Below are 19,839 nucleotides of genomic sequence, written 5' to 3' on the forward strand. Positions count from 1 at the left end.
AAAGGAGCGATTGAAACATGGGCAAGTACTTTGGAACTGATGGTGTAAGGGGTGTGGCGAATAGCGAATTAACGCCAGAGCTCGCATTTAAAATTGGGAGATTTGGCGGCTATGTGCTCACGAAGGATAAAGAACGTCCAAAGGTACTCGTTGGACGAGACACACGTGTATCCGGTCATATGCTAGAAGGAGCGCTCGTTGCAGGCTTACTTTCAATTGGCGCTGAAGTGATGCGTCTAGGTGTAATCTCAACACCTGGTGTGTCTTATTTAACGAAGGCAATGGACGCAGAAGCGGGTGTCATGATTTCTGCTTCTCACAACCCAGTTCAAGACAACGGAATTAAATTCTTCGGCGGTGACGGCTTTAAGCTGTCTGATGAACAGGAGAATGAAATTGAGCAGCTGATGGATCAGCCGGTCGATCAATTGCCACGCCCAGTTGGAGCGGATCTTGGAACGATGAATGACTACTTTGAAGGTGGTCAGAAATACTTGCAATTCTTGAAGCAGACAGCGGACGAGGATTTCACAGGTATTCACGTGGCGCTTGACTGTGCTCACGGTGCAACCTCTTCTCTAGCGACACATTTATTTGCGGATTTAGATGCTGATGTGTCTACAATGGGAACATCACCAAACGGATTGAATATCAATGATGGTGTCGGCTCAACTCATCCAGAGGCACTTTCTGCTTTTGTGAAGGAGAAGGGTGCAGATATTGGTCTTGCGTTTGATGGTGACGGTGACCGTTTAATTGCTGTCGATGAAAAAGGTGATATTGTAGACGGCGATCAAATTATGTACATATGTGCACGTTATTTGAAGGGCGAAGGCCGATTAAAGGATGATACCGTCGTGTCCACGGTCATGAGTAACTTAGGTTTCTATAAAGCGCTGGAGAAACAAGGCATTAAGAGCATCCAAACCGCTGTTGGTGACCGGTATGTGGTCGAAGCGATGAAAAAGGATGGCTATAATGTCGGCGGTGAGCAATCAGGCCACTTGATTTTCCTTGATTACAATACGACAGGCGATGGCATGCTTTCTGCAATCATGCTTGTCAATACACTCAAAGCAACAGGAAAAACATTGTCAGAGCTTGCAGCTGAAATGGAAAAATTCCCGCAGCTTCTAGTAAATGTGAAAGTGTCTGATAAATATAAAGTGGAAGAAAATGAAAAAGTAAAAGCAGTGATTCAAGAGGTCGAAAAAGAGATGAACGGTGATGGCCGTATTCTTGTTCGTCCATCTGGAACAGAGCCGCTTGTACGCGTGATGGCAGAGGCGAAAACAAAAGAGCTGTGTGATGAATATGTGACTCGAATTACCGCTGTTGTGAAAGAGGAAATGGGTATCGAGTAATAGATGAAAGCAAATCGCCAGCGGCGGTTTGCTTTTTTTTTTCGAATAAACGTCATAAATGGATGGATTTGTACGAATCTTATAAGCGAGGGCAATTTGCTGCCTTCATACATAGGAGAGCACATCAAAGGTAGAACATGACAAGCCTCATCGCATATAGTGAATGGAGGTCTCACTTTCTTGAGCGGGATCACCCGCTAAATTGTGATTGACGGAGGTCAGACCTTATAGTACAATCATCCTTGTGTTACTGGATTTTTATTCTATCAGGAAAGGCAGGGTAGATGTTCAGCAACTCTCTTATAATTATAGCGCCCGAACTAAGCGATCGGACGAAAGATGCTTAGTTGACGAGGATGGAGGTTATCGAATTTTCGGCGGATGCCTCCCGGCTGATCAAAAAAGAGATCACAGCCGTAAGTGTTTCTTTAAAGCAAAGAGGTGACTCTTTGTACAAAGGGAATACACATGATCTCCCAAATTAAACATGTAGAGAGGGACGAAGAAATGTCCCTTCTATTTTAGTAGGCTTTCTTTGTCCCTTTCACATGAACGGGAGGAAGAATATTTATGTGTGGAATCGTAGGTTATATTGGTCAGAATGATGCGAAGGAAATCTTATTAAAGGGTTTAGAGAAGCTTGAGTACCGCGGGTATGACTCAGCAGGTATCGCTGTGGCAAACGAAGAAGGCGTGCATGTGTTCAAAGAAAAAGGACGTATTGCTGAGCTTCGTGAAGTTGTTGATGCAAACGTAGCATCTTCAGCAGGAATCGGACATACACGCTGGGCAACACACGGTGTACCAAGCCATCTAAATGCGCATCCGCATCAAAGTGCTTCTGGCCGTTTTACGCTTGTTCATAACGGTGTCATCGAGAACTATGTACAATTGACACGCGAATATTTACAAGACGTCACACTAAAAAGCGACACAGATACAGAGGTTGTTGTTCAAGTCATCGAACAATTTGTAAGCAGAGGTCTTGATATAGAGGAAGCTTTCCGTCAAACGCTTCTTCAATTAAAAGGCTCTTACGCAATTGCCCTTTTCGATAACGAAAACAAAGAAACAATCTATGTGGCGAAAAACAAAAGCCCATTATTGGTTGGTTTCGGAGAAGATTTCAACGTTGTAGCTTCTGACGCAATGGCAATGCTTCAAGTAACAAACGAATATGCGGAATTAATGGATAAAGAAATGGTCATTGTCACAAAAGACGAGGTGATCATCAAAAACCTTGACGGTGATATCATGACACGTCCTTCTTATATCGCTGAGCTAGATGCAAGCGACATTGAGAAAGGCACATATCCTCACTACATGTTAAAAGAAACGGATGAGCAGCCGCTTGTCATGCGCAAAATCATCCAAGAATATCAAGACGAAAACGGCAAGCTGTCAGTCGCTGGCGATATCGCAAGCGCAGTAGCAGAAGCAGACCGCATTTACATCGTGGCTTGTGGAACGAGCTACCATGCTGGACTTGTCGGTAAACAATATATTGAAGACTGGGCGAAAGTACCTGTAGAAGTCCATGTAGCAAGTGAATTCTCTTACAACATGCCGCTTCTATCGAAAAAGCCGTTGTTCATCTTCCTTTCTCAATCTGGGGAGACTGCGGACAGCCGTGCTGTACTCGTTCAAGTCAAAGAGCTTGGTCATAAAGCATTAACGATCACAAACGTACCAGGTTCAACGCTTTCTCGTGAAGCAGACTTCACATTGCTTCTTCATGCAGGACCAGAAATTGCAGTGGCTTCAACAAAAGCTTACACAGCACAAATTGCTGTTCTTGCGATACTTGCATCAGTTGCAGCCGAATTAAATGGTCAATCTCTTGACTTTGATCTTGTGAAAGAACTTGGGATTGTAGCAAATGCAATGGAAGCCCTTGTGGATCAAAAGGATGAAATGGAACAAATCGCTCGTGACTTCTTCACAGTGACACGTAACGCATTCTTTATCGGAAGAGGACTTGACTACTATGTGTGCCTTGAAGGTTCACTGAAACTAAAAGAGATCTCTTACATCCAAGCAGAAGGATTTGCTGGCGGAGAACTCAAACACGGCACGATTGCTTTAATTGAAGAAGGCACACCGGTCATTGCCCTTGCAACGCAAGAGCACGTGAACCTCAGCATTCGCGGTAACGTCAAAGAAGTCGTTGCACGCGGAGCAAACCCATGTGTCATCTCACTAAAAGGCCTAGAAGACGAAGGCGACCGATTCGTCCTTCCAGCTGTACACCCAGCACTTGCACCACTTGCATCTGTTGTCCCATTACAGCTGATCGCTTACTACGCAGCACTTCACCGCGGGTGTGATGTGGATAAACCACGTAACCTTGCGAAGAGTGTGACGGTGGAGTAGGGTTAAATTAAATTGGATTTTTGATACCCCTTTAGATATCATTTTCTAAAGGGGTATTTTTGTGTCTAAAGAGCTAATCAAAATGAAAGATAGATTCGATAAGATTGTACATTTTCAAGGGAGCGGAGTTATGAGCAAATATTTTAAAAAGGAAAAATGGGCAATTATTTTTTTCTTAATTGTTTATATCACATTATTGCTAAGCTCTTATTTGTTGATTGGTGGTCCTGCTACCGTCGAAGGACCGATTTGTGTATTTCTAGGATTCTGTTTCGTTCAATTTCTTAAATATAGATCTTTCAAAAATGATGCAGGTAATAAAAAGGGAATAGGTGTAGATTTTAAATAAAGTCGTACCGTTTTACCCCTTTGGATATAATCAAGATTAAAGAAATTGCTGAAGAGCTTAATGTAACACCAACTAAAGTAAAAAAAAATATTACCGAAAGACGAACAACTACTCGTTAAAGGATGTTTATCATTTCATATTGCGTGATTTTTATTCAGACCGATATAAAGAAAATGGTGAAATGAAATACAGGGTATGGGGAGCTAACCGAATTCCGTCTTACAACCAGTTTTATTTTTAGTTTAAGAAAATAGAAGATCCAAAGAAAGATATTCAGTTCCGTAAAAGTACTAAAGAATACGAACTAAAGCATCGTCCTATTTTAAGTGATTCAAAGTCGGAAACAAATGGTCCAGGTACTCGTTTTCAAATTGATGCTACAATTGCAGATATCTATTCAATAAGCTCGTTTGATGTAAATAAAGTCATTGGTCGTCCTGTTATATATACTGTTATTGATGTGTATTCCAGAATTATCACAGGACTACATGTTGGATTAGAAGGGCCTTCATGGGTTGGAGCGATGATGGCTTTAGATAATATGGTAGCTGACAAGGTGGAGTTTTGTAAACAATATGAAATCGAGATTATAGAGGAACAATGGCCAACAAAACATCTACCTGAAATTATTATTGCAGACCGAGGAGAGTTTGAAGGTTATTCCGTAGAAAATTTAATTAATAACTTAAATATTAAAATTGAAAATACCACTGCTTACCGAGGAGATTTAAAAGGAATTGTTGAACGTAAATTTCGTACGTTTAACGGCAAAGTAAAGCAGAAGGCTCCTGGAGCCATCCAAAAGGAGTATCGTGAACGCGGTGACCAAGTTTATCGTTTAGACGCTACGTTGAATCTTAAAGAATTTACAACATTAATTATTACTCTAGTACTTTACCATAATCTTAAAATCATTGATAAATATCCAATGGAAAAGGAAATGAATACAGACGATATAGTGCCAACACCGGTAAATTTATGGAACTGGGGCATTCAAAATCGTAAAGGGCGTTTAAGAACAGTTGATCGTAATATTCTACGCTTAAATGTGTTACCACGTGGGAAGGCAACAATCTCTAGAGCAGGTATTAAGTTTAAAAACTTGTTATATGGTTCACGGCAAGCAATTGAAGAACAGTGGTACTTGAAGCTAAAAAATTGCAGTCTTGAAATTGTTTATGACCCTCGTAATATCGAAAAGATATATATACCTCATGATAATGGCATGGAATATGAGGCGTGTATATTACTCGAACCAAGCCAACAGTACAGAAACGACTTTTTGGAGGAAATTGTTTTTCAGCAACATTTACATAGTGAGTTAGAAGAGGTTGAACATTCTAATCAAGTACAGTTAACAATTAATACTGATGTAATGATGGATGAAATTATAAAAAAGGCAGAGAAGAAGAAAAAGCAGTCCTTTAATCAACCTACAAGTAAGAAAGAAAAGATTGCATCTATAAGAGATAATAAACTTACGGAAAAACAGTTGAATCGAGAAGAGGAAAAGTTTGATCTATCACCAGCTGTAGTCAGTGAACAAGCAGATGTTATTGATTTTGTAACAAAAGAAAAAGTGCAAGATGACAAATCTGAAACATCTAGTTCACGTCTAATGGAAAAACTAAAAAGGAAGAGAGATGAGACGTTTGGAAAAGACGAATAGCCTTGTTCTTAAAGGAGATTTTGAGGAAGCTATGTACAAGGAACAAGCTTTATCAGAGTACAGTAAAAATCCATTCATCGAAGCTCTTCCCCCTATTTTCAGTGAAGACAATGTGCTAGAGCGATTTATGGTAACACCAAGAATTACTCAGCAGGAAAAGCAAAGTGAAACGAATATCCGATATCATGTGCTAAAACGTGTGAAAAACTTTATTCAGCCCTTACCCATCCATTTTGAAGTAGAACGAAGACTTTCTACGCTCATTCGTAGAGGATATTTAGCTCGAAATCCTTTGGATAAAACATTTTTAGAACGGATTCGTGTATTACACCAATTGCGTGAAGATGAGGAAGAATCTCATAAATACATTGATGAGCGCTTGAATTATCTTCGTTCTACAGCAGATAGTTTATCGATTTTATTGGTATCTCTGGTATTGGTAAAACAACAGCAATTGAGCGATTGTTGCTTATGTACCCTCAATTCATTAAACATGAAACATATGAAGGGCATCCTTTTAATCGTACACAAATTGTTTGGTTGAAAATAGATTGCCCGTATGATGGCAGCTTATCAACGCTTTTGCATATGACCTCTTTAGCTAGTATGTATGGTATTGGTGTGCTAGTCATCGATGAAATCCAGCACCTACTACATTCTAAAATGACCAAGAGGAAATGCTAAACTTCTTTGTAACTCTATCAAACACGGTTGGTATTCCTACAGTATTAATTGGTACTTCAAAGGCACAGTAACTATTTAAAGGGAACTTCCGACAAGCTCGTCGTGCAGCGAGTGAAGGAGCGATTATTTGGGAGCGGTTGGCTGCAGACAGTGAGGAGTGGGAGTTCTTCTTAGAAACTTTATGGGAATTACAATGTCTTAAAACACGTTCTGAACTTACTGAAGATGTTAAAAAGACCTTTTATGAGGAATGTCAGGGGATAACTTCAGTTGCTGTGAACATGTTCATATTATCTCAGGAACGAGCTTTGTTTGATGACTCAAATGAGGAAGAAAGACTTACTCCACGCGTTTTGAAGAAGACAGCTAAAGAGGATATGAAAATTCTTCAACCAATGCTCAATGCAATACGTAAAAACGATTTAAATGCGATGTATAAGTACGACCATAAGCAAAATACAGAGTATGAAGGTAAAATCAAAGAGGCGATGAAAGAACGACAAAATACTCTGGGATATAAGCGACAGGATACGATAGAAGGTTTAACTGTGGAGGTAGCTTCATTAGGTATTTTTGATAATCTTGAAATGAATGATATTAAGCGAATTATTATTAAAATTGTTGAGAATAACCCAATTGATACAGATATAAATGTATTAAAAACAGATTAATTCAACAAGCTATTGCCGTAAATCAACAAAAGAAAAAGCAAAAAGAACCCTCAAAGCAAAATGGAGAGTTATTGCCGTTGCTCACACTAAGAACAGCCGCAATTGAAAAAGCAACACCCTTACGAATTGTTGAAATCAAAAGGATTTATTAAAAATCCACTTCAAGAATTCTATAAATAAATTAGAAGTTAAGTCATGAGGTGTCTAAAAACCTAATTTGATCGACATGTAGAGGTAAGTCGATTAAAACTAGGAGAATTTTAGATGCTACCCTTTTTTACAAATCCATATCCAGATGAATTGGTATATTCACATTTAGCTGGTTGCAGGAAAAGGTTTTGAAATTCGGATGGAACTTCATCAAACCAATTACAATAACAGCTCGTGTAAAGGAGAAGAATGGCACATTTACAGTATTACAAATTATTAATGTAAATGATTGCTGACAAAGAGGAGGTTTAACCATTGTTAGACTCATCTTTTTGTTAAAGAGTTAGTTTGAGACAAGAAGATTGCCGTCCGCTAATTTAGACTATTTAGTAAATTATCTAATGTTTTGTGAAATGATTATACTACAATAAATAGTAGTAGCAAAGATACTGAGAATAGTAGAAGATAATATAGATTATTTAAAAAGGCAATACCATATAAGGTATTGCCTTTTTACATTTGAGTTGGATTAGTGAGTAAGATGATGAGGGAAACAATTAGAAGTATGAAACTTTGATTAGAAAAGATTTGCCTCCATTTGCTTTAGCAACCTTCTTAAAAGCATTCTCTCATCCAAAGTAATATCTGTTAATAGCCTATCTTGTTGTTTTCTCCATTTTTCATTAACAGGGGCTTCAAGGTTTCTGCCGGTGTCGGTAAGGAATATCCTGGTAATTCTTTTGTCGGTGCAATCTTTTCTTCGAATAATTAGACCTTTCTTCTCAAGAGCTTTAACCATATTAGTAACTGTGGGAGCCTCACAATTTAATTTGTTACAAAGTTCAATTTGAGTTAAGCCATCTTCTCTCCATAGTTTACATAAAAGGTTATCTTGTCCAACATGCAAGTTAAGATCATGTAGTAAATGATTGTATTTTCTTCTTGTCTGTGACGAAATTTTGTCTAAAAGCTCTCTTATTTCATCATTTAACATATAAAAACTCCCCGTCTAAAATTATTAATGACCTAACTATAAATTGGAGTGTATATTAAGTCAATTTAGGGGTCAAAACCCAATTAATCGTCTGTACTTTTTGCCTGTTCACCATACTCTTTACCAAAAGCCTCCATCATGTCTAGAACAGGAATTAATTTCATGCCTTTTTCTGTAAGTGAATACTCTACTTTAGGAGGAACTACAGGAAAGACTTCACGTGTAATGACACCATCGTTTTCTAATTCTCTTAGTTGCTTAGTGAGGGAACCTTGTGATAGGTCTCCTAGAAAATTCTTGATGTCGGAATAACGGCGTGTAGTTCCTTTTAAGTACCAAAGTATAAAATACTTCCATCGTCCAGATAAAATATTCTGAGTAAATGCTATCGCGTACATATCTTCTTTTTCGTCTATAAACCTTCTTTGAAAACCATCTTTACACACCTTCAATTTATTTCACTCCTATGCAAAAGTACAAAAATATGTACTATATCCATTTATATTGCCCTCTTTTCAACTACTCATAATGACTTTATGATTGTCTATATAAACCAAAGCAAATAAGTATTAGTTAATTACGAAAGATTAACATCTTATTTCTTTTTTTGATTTTATAGTTAGTAGGCTAACTAATTGTAACATAGAAAGGAGGTTTAGATTAGTGGATATAGGAAATTCAGGACTAAAATTATCGATTTTAGACTTTGTTCATATTTATAAAGAAAGTAATGCTAGAGAAAGTCTACAAAATACAACGGAAATGGTTCAATTAGCGGACCGTTTAGGGTTCACCAGGTATTGGTTCACTGAGCACCACAATACACCTACTATGATGAGTACCTCACCTGATATGTTAAGTATGCATGCAGCTGCACATACCAAAAACATTCGTGTAGGTTCTGGTGGGGTAATGTTACCAAATCACAGTCCTTTGAAAGTGGTGGAGAATTTCACACTTTTAGAAGGATTATATCCAGGTCGCATTGATCTTGGTATAGGAAGAGCCTCTGGAACTGATAGCTGGACTATGTGGGCTTTGCTGAGGTCCAAAGAATTATTAACAGTAAATGATTTTCCCGAGCAGTTAGAAAACTTGCTTTCCTTTTTTGACCGTAACTTCAAAATTACTCATCCTTTTAGTAAGATAAATCCCCCTGGGGACAAAACGATGGTACCTGATATGTATATGTTGGGTTCTAGCGAAGATGGATTACAGTTTGCACTCGAAAAAGGCTTAGGATTTGTATTTGCTGGACATCTGGCACCACAATTAGCTGTTCCGATGTTTAGAACTTACAATACTAGTTTTAAACCTTCGTCTTATTTAAGTGAACCGAAAAGTATGTTGGCGACTATTGTTATCACAGCCGAAACGGAAGAAGAGGCTAAGTATATTGCTGGACCGGTAGAATTACTTTGGGCGCGGATGAGTACAGGTTAGAAAAATTTTACATTTCCTACTCCGGAAGAAGCCAAAAATCACAACTATACACTGGAAGAAGAAAGAGCCAAGGAAAGAAATAAAAAACACTTTATTATTGGTAGTGTAGCAAACGTTGCTGACCAACTTACTAAGACTGCTAAGGTATGTTTAGTAAATGAAATTATGATTGCTGATTTCTATCCTGACCAAGAAAGTCGAAAAAGAGGTCATGAATTATTGGCAAAAGAACTAGGATTAATGTAAAAAAAATTAATGAACTCGGTAAGGAAGAAGGAGAATTCAATAGTAATGGAAAGAAAACTTAAACTTGGGGGCATCATCGATGGCGTTGGTTGGAGCTACTTTGGTTGGCGACATCCTGATATACCTGCAAATGCCAGTGAGAATATTAATTACTATGTTGAAAAAGCCCTTCAACTTGAGAATGCGAAATTTGATACGATTTTTTTAGCTGACGTCAGTCATATTGGACCTGGCATGATACCACATTATCTTAGCATGTTTGAAGGGATATCTATTTTGTCTGCATTGAGTATGGTAACGCACTCTATAGGATTAACTGCTACAATAGCTACTTCATATGCTGATCCATTTACAGTAGCTAGACAGATAGCTTCGCTAGATAAGATTAGTAACGGTCGAGCAGGATGGAATGCTATCACTTCTAATCCTGGAGGTTTAGCAAATTATAGCCGTACTCATTTAAGAAAATCAGACCTTTATCCACTAAAAGAAGAATTTTTAGAAATTGTGGAAGGTCTTTGGAATTCGTATGAAGATGATGCATTTATACGTGATAAAAAAAGTGGAGTATTTTATGACCCAAGTAAAATGCATTCATTAAATTATACAGGTAATTACTTTTCAGTAGATGGACCTTTAGATATTAGTCGTTCTAGACAAGGCAGACCAGTAATCTCTCAAGCTGGTACATCCTCAGCTTTTATGGATGTAGCTGCTAAGCATGCTGAAGTCATCATGATGCCTGGAGATAATTTTGATTATTTAAAGGGATTTACTGCTGAGCTGAAAAGAAGAGTGGAAAATCAAGGGCGTTCACCAAAGGACCTACTAATAATGCCTTCTCATAGCCCAATAGTTGGTAAAACAGAAAAAGAAGCACTAGCAAAATTGAGAGAAATAGAGTCATTAATGCCTATTGGTCATAGACTACCAAGGCCTCAATTGATGGGATCGGCGGAGAATGTGGCAGAGAAAATAGAACATTGGTATAGAGAAGGGGTAATGGATATCTTACTAATTAGACAAGATTACCCAGCGGGGTTTGAGGACTTTATTAAGTTAGTTGTCCCAATATTACAAGAAAAAGGCATATTCAAAAAGGAATATGAGGCTAATACACTTCGAGGGAATTTAGAGCTACCTTACCCTGAGATTATGTATAAAGAATAACAAAAATTAAACCAGACAACAGAAGGAGAAGTTAACAACATGAAAAGTAACCGAATTACAAATCTACTAGGTATAAAATATCCCGTTATTTCAGCTGCAATGACATGGGTGACATCAGCAGAGTTTGTTGCAGCAGTATCCAATGCAGGTGGGATGGGTGTATTGGGGCCAAATGCAGGTCAAAAAGAAAAAGCGAGTAGCGCAGAAGATATGGCAGACCGATTAACAAAAGAAATTCGTAAAGTGAGAGAATTAACGAACAAACCATTTGCAGTAAATTATATTTTTCCAATGGGTGGTGATTCAGAAGACCCATTTACTAATGCTGTTTTTGAAGTATTGGTTAAAGAGAATGTAAAGAATGTTATAGCAATTGGACATGGGGTCGTAGAACGTGAATTGAAACGACTTAAAGAACATAACATCAATGTCATTTACAGAGATTTAAGTCCTACTGTAGAAAGACTTGTAGAAGCTGAAAAAACAGGTGTAGATGCACTTATTGTTACGGGTTATGAAGCTGGTGGCCATATGAGTGATTTTAAAATTAGTACTCTTTCCCTTGTACCACAAGTAACATCACTTGTAAAAATCCCCGTAATTGCTGCTGGAGGGATCATAGATGGTCGTGGAGCGAAAGCTGCTTTTTCCATGGGAGCAGAAGGTGTATACATGGGTACTAGATTTATTGCGACTATCGAAAATCCGGCAAGTATAGAAACAAAAAAGGCAATTGTTAATGTAAAGAGCGAGGAGTTTATTGAATTTAAATCAGGTACGGGACATTTGAGAACGATACCGACAGAAGCTGGTAAAAAGGCTCTAGAATTAATCAATCAAGGCAAACCTCAGGAAGCATATAAATATTATGGAGAAGGATTCAAAATAGGGATGCTAGACGGAGACCTTGTAAATGGTACCGTAAGTGTATCTGAGTCGGCTGGAGGTATTAAGCAAATTCTATCATGCCAAGAAGTAATAGAAGAAATCGTTCAATCAATAGGATGAAGTTTTTAATAAAATTTTATTGGAATTTAGGAGGAAAAGGGAAATGGGAAGATTAGATAATAAAGTAGCAATTATTACAGGGGCTGGTGCCGGTCAAGGGGAGGCAGAAGCATATTTATTTGCTAAAGAAGGAGCAAAGGTTATTGCAACGGACATTCAGTATGAAAGTGTACAAGCTGTTGTGGATCGTATAAATGAGAAATTCCCTGAAAGTGCTACTGCTTTGAAGCAAGACGTGTCATCGGAGGAGGAATGGGCAAAGGTTGTAAAGACAAGCATCGAACTTTATGGGAAAGTTGATATTTTAGTTAATAATGCAGGAATTGCAGCTATTAAGCCTTTTAATGAAACTACAGTTGAATATTGGAATTTAGCACAAAATATCAATGCATGGAGTCAGTTTGTAGGAATTAAAACAATTGTACCTCATATGAAAGAAAACAAGGGTGGTTCAATTGTCAATATTGGTTCAATGGCAAGCGAGCGCCATTCAGCTGGTGGCTTCAATGCTTATACAGCAAGTAAAGGAGCCATTAAAGCTTTAACTCGTGCAGCTGCAGTAGAATTTGCTCCTGATCAAATTCGAATTAATTTAATTCAACCAGGACCGATACTAACTAATATTGTTTCAAATACTTTGAGTGAAAAACAAATTGAAGAAAGAGCGCAAGAAATTCCAATAAAAAGATTAGGGATTTCCGAAGAAATAGCTAATGTGGCATTGTTTTTAGCAAGTGACGATGCTTCTTATATAACAGGTGCTGATCACATAGTTGATGGCGGTTTATCTGTTAAGTAACAGCACTAAATAAATGAAATCACCATTAAGTGGTGAAACTTTATTACCAAGTTAAAATTAGACATATCAAGAAGATAGAAAAGTTTTTTTATTTTTTAAATTTCATTTTATAAATGGCTCAGGAGGATTTAATAATGAATAATAGAATATGCGAAATATTAAATATAGAAAAACCGATTATTCAGGGACCAATGTCTTGGATCACAAATGCAGAATTTGTTGCAGCAGTAAGTAATGCTGGTGGATTAGGATTTCTAGGACCGAATGCCGGTCAGGCTGATGTAACTCGTTCCCCCGAAGTAACTGCCGAAAGAATGAGAACTGAAATACAAAAAACAAAGGCTTTAACGAATAAACCATTTGGGACGACCTTAATTGTAAGTGGTGATTTAACTTACACATGGCCAATTCTAGAAGTAGTTATTGAGGAGAAGGTTCCAGTTGTCCTTGTAAATGGTATATTAGATGAGAAAATTTTTAAGCCACTGAAAGAAAACAATATTAAGATTGTTTTTAGACCAGGTACCCCTACTATTGAGAATGCAAAAGCCGCTGAAGAATTTGGTGTGGATGTTTATGTAGCAACTGGATTTGATGAAGGTGGTACCGTTCCAGAACGAGTAATTGGCACATTTTCGATTATCCCAATGATTGTCGATGCTATAAATATTCCTGTTATGGCAGCTGGGGGGATTGGGGATGTCAGAGGTGTACGTGCAGCATTTGCTTTAGGCGCTGAAGGTGTGTTTGCTGGTAGTGTCTTTATTCCAACAAAAGAAAATCCAGCAGCAGAAAACGTGAAACAAATGATTGTTGATGCTACAGCAGAAGATTTACTAATGTTCCGTACATTACCAGCTTACTATCGGTCTTTACCTACTGAATTATCGAAAAAGCTAGTAGAAATGGATGGAAATGGTTCCAGTCGTGAAGATATAGCAAAAGCAATGGGCGGAGCAGGTGGTCTGCGTATCGGTATGCTAGAGGGTAACAAAGTGGATGGCTATATTACTGTCGGCACAGGAATTACCCCAATTAAAGAAATCAGAACTGTAAAGGCAGTGATTGATGACTTGATGCAAGATTTTAATTAAAAATTGCAATACGAACAGCTGTTAACCGGATTAATCGAGATCATATTAAAGAGACATTTGACTGTACTGCATAATTCCGTTTATCGCTAAGAAGTAAGATAGATTTTAGTTTGAGCATCCAGCTCCATCATAAAAATCAGCAGGTTAGGCAGTTTTTATGATGGAGAAACGAATTAGTAGATTTCTCTCGGTATTAACTATTTAAGTGAATATCGCGAGAGGGGATGTACGTGAGAGAATGGTATATAAAATATAAAATCATTTTGTTTCATGATTTACCTCTCACTATAATAAGGTGAAAAAGATATTATAAAAATACCATAATCAATAATATTATACCATATATGAAATTGCATTAATTTTCTAATCAGAATAGAAAGCGTTACTAAATTACATACTAATTCTAGGAGGGATAATATGACTAAGAGAGACCTACAACAATTGGTATCACAAATGACGTTAGAAGAAAAAGCAGGACTTTGTTCAGGACTAGATTTTTGGAACTTAAAAGGGGTTGAACGACTAGGAATCCCATCCATTATGGTAACGGATGGACCACATGGTTTGAGAAAACAGCAAACAGGAGTCGAACATTTAGGTTTGTTTGATAGTGTTCCAGCAATATGTTTTCCATCAGCTGTTGGTTTGGCAAGTTCATGGAACAAAGATTTAATTCGCCAAGTTGGAGTAGCACTCGGAGAGGAATGCCAAACAGAAGATGTACATGTTCTCCTTGGACCTGGTGCTAATATTAAGTGATCACCTTTGTGTGGAAGAAACTTTGAATACTTTTCTGAAGCCCCTTACTTATCTTCAGAAATGGCAGCTAGTCATATAAATGGAGTTCAAAGTCAAGGTGTTGGGACATCTCTCAAACATTTTGCTACAAATAATCAAGAGCATCGTCGTATGTCAACCGATGCTGTTGTTGATGAAAGAACGTTCCGTGAAATTTATTTAGCTAGCTTTGAAATGCTGTGAAGAAAGCGCAACCTTGGACAGTCATGTGTGACTATAACAAAGTTAATGGTGACTATGATTCAGAGAGCAAAACATTGCTTACTGATGTTTTAAGAGATGAGTGGGGTTTTGAAGGGTTTGTTGTATCTGACTGGGGTGCAGGATTGGAGCTTGAAATGCCTCCTAGTGCTGACATTGGTGATAACAAGATCATAGAAGCTGTAAAGAGTGGTCAGTTATCAGAAGAGAAGCTTGATCTAGCTGTTGAAAGACTACTTAGAACCATCTTTATGGCAGTCGAACATAAAAAAGAGAATGCGACTTATGATCAAGACGAACACCATCAACTTGCAAGAAAAGTAGCAAGTGAGAGTATGGTTTTATTAAAAAATGAAGATAGCATTCTTCCATTTAAAAAAGAAGGAACCATTTCCGTTATTGGCGCTCTAGCAGAAACACCAAGATATCAAGGTGAAGGAAGCTCTCATATTAAACCGACGAAACTAGAAAGTATTATAGAGGAATTTAAAGTAATCGCAGGAAAAAAATGTGAATGTCCAATATACAGAAGGCTATCAACTTGATAATGATACCAACGATGAAAAGTTAATTGAGGAAGCAAAAGAGCAAGCAGCTAAATCAGATGTAGCCGTCTTATTTGTAGGCCTACCTGATCGTTATGAATCAGAAGGATATGATCGTACACATTTAAGAATTCCTGAAAATCAACGTACCTTAATTGAAGCAGTAGCAAAAGTACAAGAAAATACAGTGGTTGTTTTAAGTAATGGTGCACCAATCGAAATGCCTTGGCTTGATAAAATAAAAGGACTTCTTGAGGGCTACCTTGGTGGTCAGGCACTTGGTGGAGCGATTGCAGACCTTTTATTTGGAGAAGTGAATCCTAGTGGGAAACTAGCAGAGACATTCCCAGTACAGTTAAGTGATAACCCATCCTACTTACACTTCCCAGGTGAGGGTGATAAGGTTGAGTACAAAGAAGGTATTTTTGTTGGATACCGTTATTATGACACGAAAAAAGTAGAGCCGTTATTCCCATTTGGTTATGGACTAAGCTATACAACGTTTTAATATAGTAATCTAGTTATAGAAAATAAAAAAGTTTTTGATACCGATAAAGTAGCTGTTCATTTGAGTGTGAAAAATACTGGAAATGTTGCAGGGAAAGAAATTGTTCAGCTTTATGTAAAAGATCTAGAAAGCACTGTTGTCAGACCGGAAAAAGAGTTAAAAGGGTTTGAAAAGGTAGAATTACAACCGGCTGAAGAAAAGACGGTAACATTTACGTTAGATAAGCGGTCGTTTGCCTACTATAACGTTGGATTAAAAGACTGGCATGTCGAATCAGGGAAATTTGAGATCCTAATTGGTAAATCTTCAAAAGAGATCGTATTATCTGATCACCCAGTGCGATAAAGCAGTGCGGTAGCCAAGATTGTTGCTAACTGCATCAGGGAGATTGAAATAAAGGGTTAATGATTCCAATTCAACCAACCATTATAAAATCTAGTTAAAGACTGATAAAAAATAGTAAATGTTGTGAGGTCGCTGAATTATGGAATATTTATCCCCCTGTTAATGAACAATGCTTTAATATCAGCATTGGTTATAATAGGGATTGTGTGTTTGAATCACTTTATACTATAACCATAAAAGCAAAGAAGAGAATTCTTTTATTCTCTTATACGTAAAGAGGGAAGTGTGCTTCGTAACCGAGGGATACTCTTTTTGTATGGGGAAATACGTTATCTTGTCTTGAGGCAGTATAGTCAATCACATAACCGATATTAAGACCATAATGAGCACCTTGTTTTCCTCTGGTAATCCTTTCAATGTTGCTTGGATATAAGACCTTTTCTAAAGGAGTGCGTATATTTCAGCAAAGGCCTTCTTGATATAACCTATTTGATAACACTCTTTTCCGATAACTGTTACGATAACGGCTATAGCATTTTGATCATAGGGATTGGTTGGTTCATGTTGGAGAGTGACTTTAATTCGACGGCGATCATAGTGTTGTAGATGGTTGAGGGCGGTTTGACGTTTACCGAAACTGACACCAGTAACTTTCGAGATGACACTCATGCACAACTAATGAAAAAATCTGAAATTACCTATAGCCTTAATTTTCTTTTAAGGTGATTGAACCAGTGCTGCAAAGTACAACGATACTGTATAGCAGACAAGAAGAACGATAGACATAAAATTTGCCATCGGACTTCTTCAACTAATATAGGAGTTTTAGTGTAACAAGAGCAACAAATATAACAACTATTTACTGCAAAGTAAAACGATACCATTTAAAAAATGTGATAGTTCACAATTTGGTGCGAAGAAACAAAAGCTTAATTCCTCGGTATAAATAGAAGGATTAGGCTGTTTTATTTTAAAGTAAATTTTTTCTGTTGTTGTAAGCAAACAAAAGTCGATTTCTAAATTAAAATTCGGCTTTTTTGCTTAAAGTATTTTTCTTCCTTCCCTTAGTAGAGATATGTATAACCTTTGTAGTGTTTTCGGAATTTATTAATTGTTGAAAAAGGTATTATTTAGTAGAATAATATCATAATGCAATTTCCATAAATTGCAGGAGGTAATATTTACATTGTCTACGTCAAAAAAATCTCTTCACTGGACAGTAGCATAAAGAAATACCATTGGCTTCGATTCTCAATGTTACTATTTCTTGTAAAGCAATGGAGAGGTAAATAGGCATAGCATTTAATAAGTAAACTTCCTACTAATTACAGAAGTTTCAGACACCACTTAGAAAAATAAAGCATCACAACAATGAACAGGCAACCCATAGAAACGACTTAACTTTAGGGGGGGAAATATGAATGAACTAAGCGCTCCATACATTTCAAGGGTAAAAATTAAAAATTTCAGAAATTATAAAGATGTTGACGTGGTTTTGAGTCATAAACAGGTAATCATCGGGGAAAACAACGTCGGAAAAACAAACTTTTTAAGAGCAATTCAAATCATTTTAGATCCGAAGCTGTCTGATGAGGATCGTTATTTAAATGAATCTGATTTCTTCGATGGATTAGTTGATCCAATGAAAAATGGTGATGAGATTGAAATAATAATAGAAATCAAAGGATTTGAACACAATAAATCTCTTTTATCTATGTTAGCCGATGCAACGATAAGAGCTAGCGAACCAGTAATAAGACTTACATACCATTACTTTCCTATAACTAATATAAACGGGAAATATGAATATGAGTACACTATATATCAAGGAGAAAAGACAGAAGTTGCATTTAATCATTCACATAGAAAGTATCTAAATTTAAAAATTATAAATGCTATACGTGATGTTGAAGCTGAGATGAAAAATATTCGCAGATCCCCCATTAATCAATTATTAAAGCAATATAAAATTGATAAAGACGAATTGGCTGAAATCTCCAATAAACTAAAACAACAAAGTAATGATATTCTGACTATTGATGAATTAGTTGATCTCCAAACTCAAATAAATAAGAGATTCTCAAATGTTTTGGGCAACCAACCTTACTCAAAGATTGCATTAGAAACTGTAGACGTTGATCCAAATCGAATACTTAACACCTTGAAATTAATGATCGGCATAGAAAAACAACGACCAACTAGTGAAACGAGTCTGGGCTTAAATAATATTTTATACATTTCCTTAATTCTGTTATCTTTGGAAGATAAGACAATCCCTTCACTAATCAAAAAGGATACATACGATGAGCTTATTTTAGAAAAAGAAAGTGATATTTTAACACTGTGCTATGAAAAAACGGAAAAAGGAAACTATACTCTAAAACAAGATCTAAATGAACAGAATTTAATTGATTTATACAGTTTTATGGATACTAATCATTCTTCGACCGATGGGTTCACTATTCTAGCTATCGAAGAACCTGAAGCTCATTTGCACCCTACTTTTCAACGAATTATTTACAAGGATGTAATGAAGAAAAACACATCGGTTTTAATGACTACGCATTCTCCATATATTACATCTGTTGCTCCATTAGATTCAATTGTCCATTTACGAGCGACAAACCAAGGAACCGTAGTCCATTCAACCGCAACTTTAGAATTAACAGATGGTGAACGGAGAGACCTAGAAAGATATATTGATGTGAAAAAGGGTGAAATATACTTTGGTAAAGGTGTCATTTTGGTTGAAGGAATTGCTGAAGAATATTTAATTCCTGTCTTTGCTGATTTATTAGAAAAACCATTGGACTTAAAAGGGATTATATGTTGTAACATTAATTCAACAAATTTTAAACCATTTGTAAAATTCCTTGATTTATTAGGCATACCGTATGTCGCTCTCACTGACGGAGATTTTTATATTGAAGTCAAAGATGATGACGATAATGAACTCACAAGAAAATTTCATGTAATGTCCGAAGGTTCTAATAAGCAATATGGGTATCTTGGGAACGAACGAATTAGTAGCTTGTTAATTGATCTACAAAAGTTGAATGAGTCAAAAATACCTGATTCCTTTCAAGAACAAGATGAATTTTTTTCTAAATTAGGATTCTTTATCGGCAGATACACAATGGAAGTTGATATTATGGATACCTGCTCTACAAGTGAAGAAGGAAAGAAAGTTATTTTTGACATATTTAATGAGTTGACATCAGGTGGTTCAAGGCAACAAACTAATTTCAGAAAAGAGTTCGAGGAAAGTAAATATTGGGATTGTCTGAAAAAGATAGAGAGCAGTAATAATGGAATTGGAAAGGGGAGATTTTCCCAACGTCTTTCAACCAGTTGTAGGGTTGAACATATTCCTTCGTATATTGATGATGCAATAACAAATATTTACGTTAGAGTTGATGAGGTTTAAG

15 protein-coding genes and 2 pseudogenes are annotated in these 19,839 nt (G+C 36.9%); 14 read left to right on the top strand and 3 right to left on the bottom strand.

Annotated features, from left to right (window positions below):
- The first annotated feature begins 17 nt into the window (after positions 1-17).
- From glmM to C6Y02_RS19820, 7 genes and pseudogenes are all read left to right on the top strand, one after another.
- Entirely contained in the window at positions 18-1,364 is a 1,347-nt protein-coding gene (gene glmM, locus C6Y02_RS17395) for a phosphoglucosamine mutase (RefSeq protein ID WP_034664420.1), read from the top strand.
- Between the two features lie 570 nt (positions 1,365-1,934).
- Entirely contained in the window at positions 1,935-3,737 is a 1,803-nt protein-coding gene (gene glmS / locus C6Y02_RS17400; protein WP_106031855.1) for a glutamine--fructose-6-phosphate transaminase (isomerizing), read from the top strand.
- Between the two features lie 61 nt (positions 3,738-3,798).
- Positions 3,799-4,086: a hypothetical protein gene (locus tag C6Y02_RS17405; RefSeq protein WP_106031856.1), complete on the top strand. Its 288-nt coding sequence runs from the start codon at positions 3,799-3,801 to the stop codon at positions 4,084-4,086.
- Between the two features lie 85 nt (positions 4,087-4,171).
- A pseudogene (locus tag C6Y02_RS17410) lies at positions 4,172-5,755 on the top strand (Mu transposase C-terminal domain-containing protein); the annotation flags it as partial.
- The gene (locus C6Y02_RS19810; protein ID WP_189318279.1) at positions 5,739-6,299 is read left to right on the top strand and encodes a hypothetical protein; all 561 of its coding nucleotides are present in this window, start codon (positions 5,739-5,741) and stop codon (positions 6,297-6,299) included. The pseudogene C6Y02_RS17410 and the gene C6Y02_RS19810, both read left to right, overlap by 17 nt.
- Positions 6,227-6,439, top strand: coding sequence for a hypothetical protein (locus tag C6Y02_RS19815; RefSeq protein WP_486187572.1), 213 nt, complete (start codon positions 6,227-6,229; stop codon positions 6,437-6,439). The genes C6Y02_RS19810 and C6Y02_RS19815 overlap by 73 nt, the downstream gene beginning before the upstream one ends.
- A gap of 137 nt (positions 6,440-6,576) precedes the next feature.
- Positions 6,577-7,110, top strand: a complete 534-nt coding sequence (locus C6Y02_RS19820) for a hypothetical protein (protein ID WP_486187573.1) — start codon at positions 6,577-6,579, stop codon at positions 7,108-7,110.
- Between the two features lie 727 nt (positions 7,111-7,837).
- On the opposite strand, the gene C6Y02_RS17420 is transcribed toward C6Y02_RS19820, so the two are convergent.
- Entirely contained in the window at positions 7,838-8,254 is a 417-nt protein-coding gene (locus tag C6Y02_RS17420; protein WP_106031857.1) for a MarR family winged helix-turn-helix transcriptional regulator, read from the bottom strand.
- Between the two features lie 83 nt (positions 8,255-8,337).
- Positions 8,338-8,706, bottom strand: coding sequence for a winged helix-turn-helix transcriptional regulator (locus tag C6Y02_RS17425; protein WP_317615147.1), 369 nt, complete (start codon positions 8,704-8,706; stop codon positions 8,338-8,340).
- A 211-nt stretch (positions 8,707-8,917) separates the two neighbouring features.
- Between C6Y02_RS17425 and C6Y02_RS17430 the strand changes: the two genes are divergently transcribed.
- The 6 genes and pseudogenes from C6Y02_RS17430 to C6Y02_RS17455 form a co-directional block, all read left to right on the top strand.
- A complete protein-coding gene (locus C6Y02_RS17430; protein WP_223256613.1) occupies positions 8,918-9,697 on the top strand; it encodes an MsnO8 family LLM class oxidoreductase in 780 nt (259 codons plus the stop codon).
- A 291-nt stretch (positions 9,698-9,988) separates the two neighbouring features.
- Complete coding sequence (locus C6Y02_RS17435; protein ID WP_106031858.1) at positions 9,989-11,113, top strand: NtaA/DmoA family FMN-dependent monooxygenase; 1,125 nt, start codon at positions 9,989-9,991, stop codon at positions 11,111-11,113.
- A 39-nt stretch (positions 11,114-11,152) separates the two neighbouring features.
- The gene (locus tag C6Y02_RS17440; protein ID WP_106031859.1) at positions 11,153-12,121 is read left to right on the top strand and encodes an NAD(P)H-dependent flavin oxidoreductase; all 969 of its coding nucleotides are present in this window, start codon (positions 11,153-11,155) and stop codon (positions 12,119-12,121) included.
- A gap of 43 nt (positions 12,122-12,164) precedes the next feature.
- Positions 12,165-12,920 (top strand): SDR family NAD(P)-dependent oxidoreductase, encoded by a 756-nt coding sequence (locus C6Y02_RS17445; protein ID WP_106031860.1) that lies wholly within the window; start codon positions 12,165-12,167, stop codon positions 12,918-12,920.
- Between the two features lie 134 nt (positions 12,921-13,054).
- Positions 13,055-14,014, top strand: coding sequence for an NAD(P)H-dependent flavin oxidoreductase (locus tag C6Y02_RS17450; protein WP_106031861.1), 960 nt, complete (start codon positions 13,055-13,057; stop codon positions 14,012-14,014).
- A 417-nt stretch (positions 14,015-14,431) separates the two neighbouring features.
- A pseudogene (locus C6Y02_RS17455) lies at positions 14,432-16,396 on the top strand (glycoside hydrolase family 3 C-terminal domain-containing protein); the annotation flags it as partial.
- Positions 16,397-16,852: 456 nt separating this feature from the next.
- Here the strand turns inward: C6Y02_RS17455 and C6Y02_RS19770 are convergent.
- Positions 16,853-17,080, bottom strand: a complete 228-nt coding sequence (locus C6Y02_RS19770) for an HIRAN domain-containing protein (protein ID WP_106031862.1) — start codon at positions 17,078-17,080, stop codon at positions 16,853-16,855.
- Positions 17,081-17,828: 748 nt separating this feature from the next.
- Here C6Y02_RS19770 and C6Y02_RS17465 point away from each other — a divergent pair.
- Positions 17,829-19,838 carry an ATP-dependent nuclease gene (locus tag C6Y02_RS17465; RefSeq protein ID WP_106031863.1) on the top strand — a complete coding sequence of 670 codons (2,010 nt, stop codon included), beginning with the start codon at positions 17,829-17,831 and terminating at the stop codon, positions 19,836-19,838.
- The last annotated feature ends 1 nt before the right edge of the window (position 19,839 follow it).

This window comes from Bacillus sp. NMCC4, assembly GCF_002998555.1.
Lineage (GTDB): Bacteria > Bacillota > Bacilli > Bacillales > Bacillaceae > Bacillus.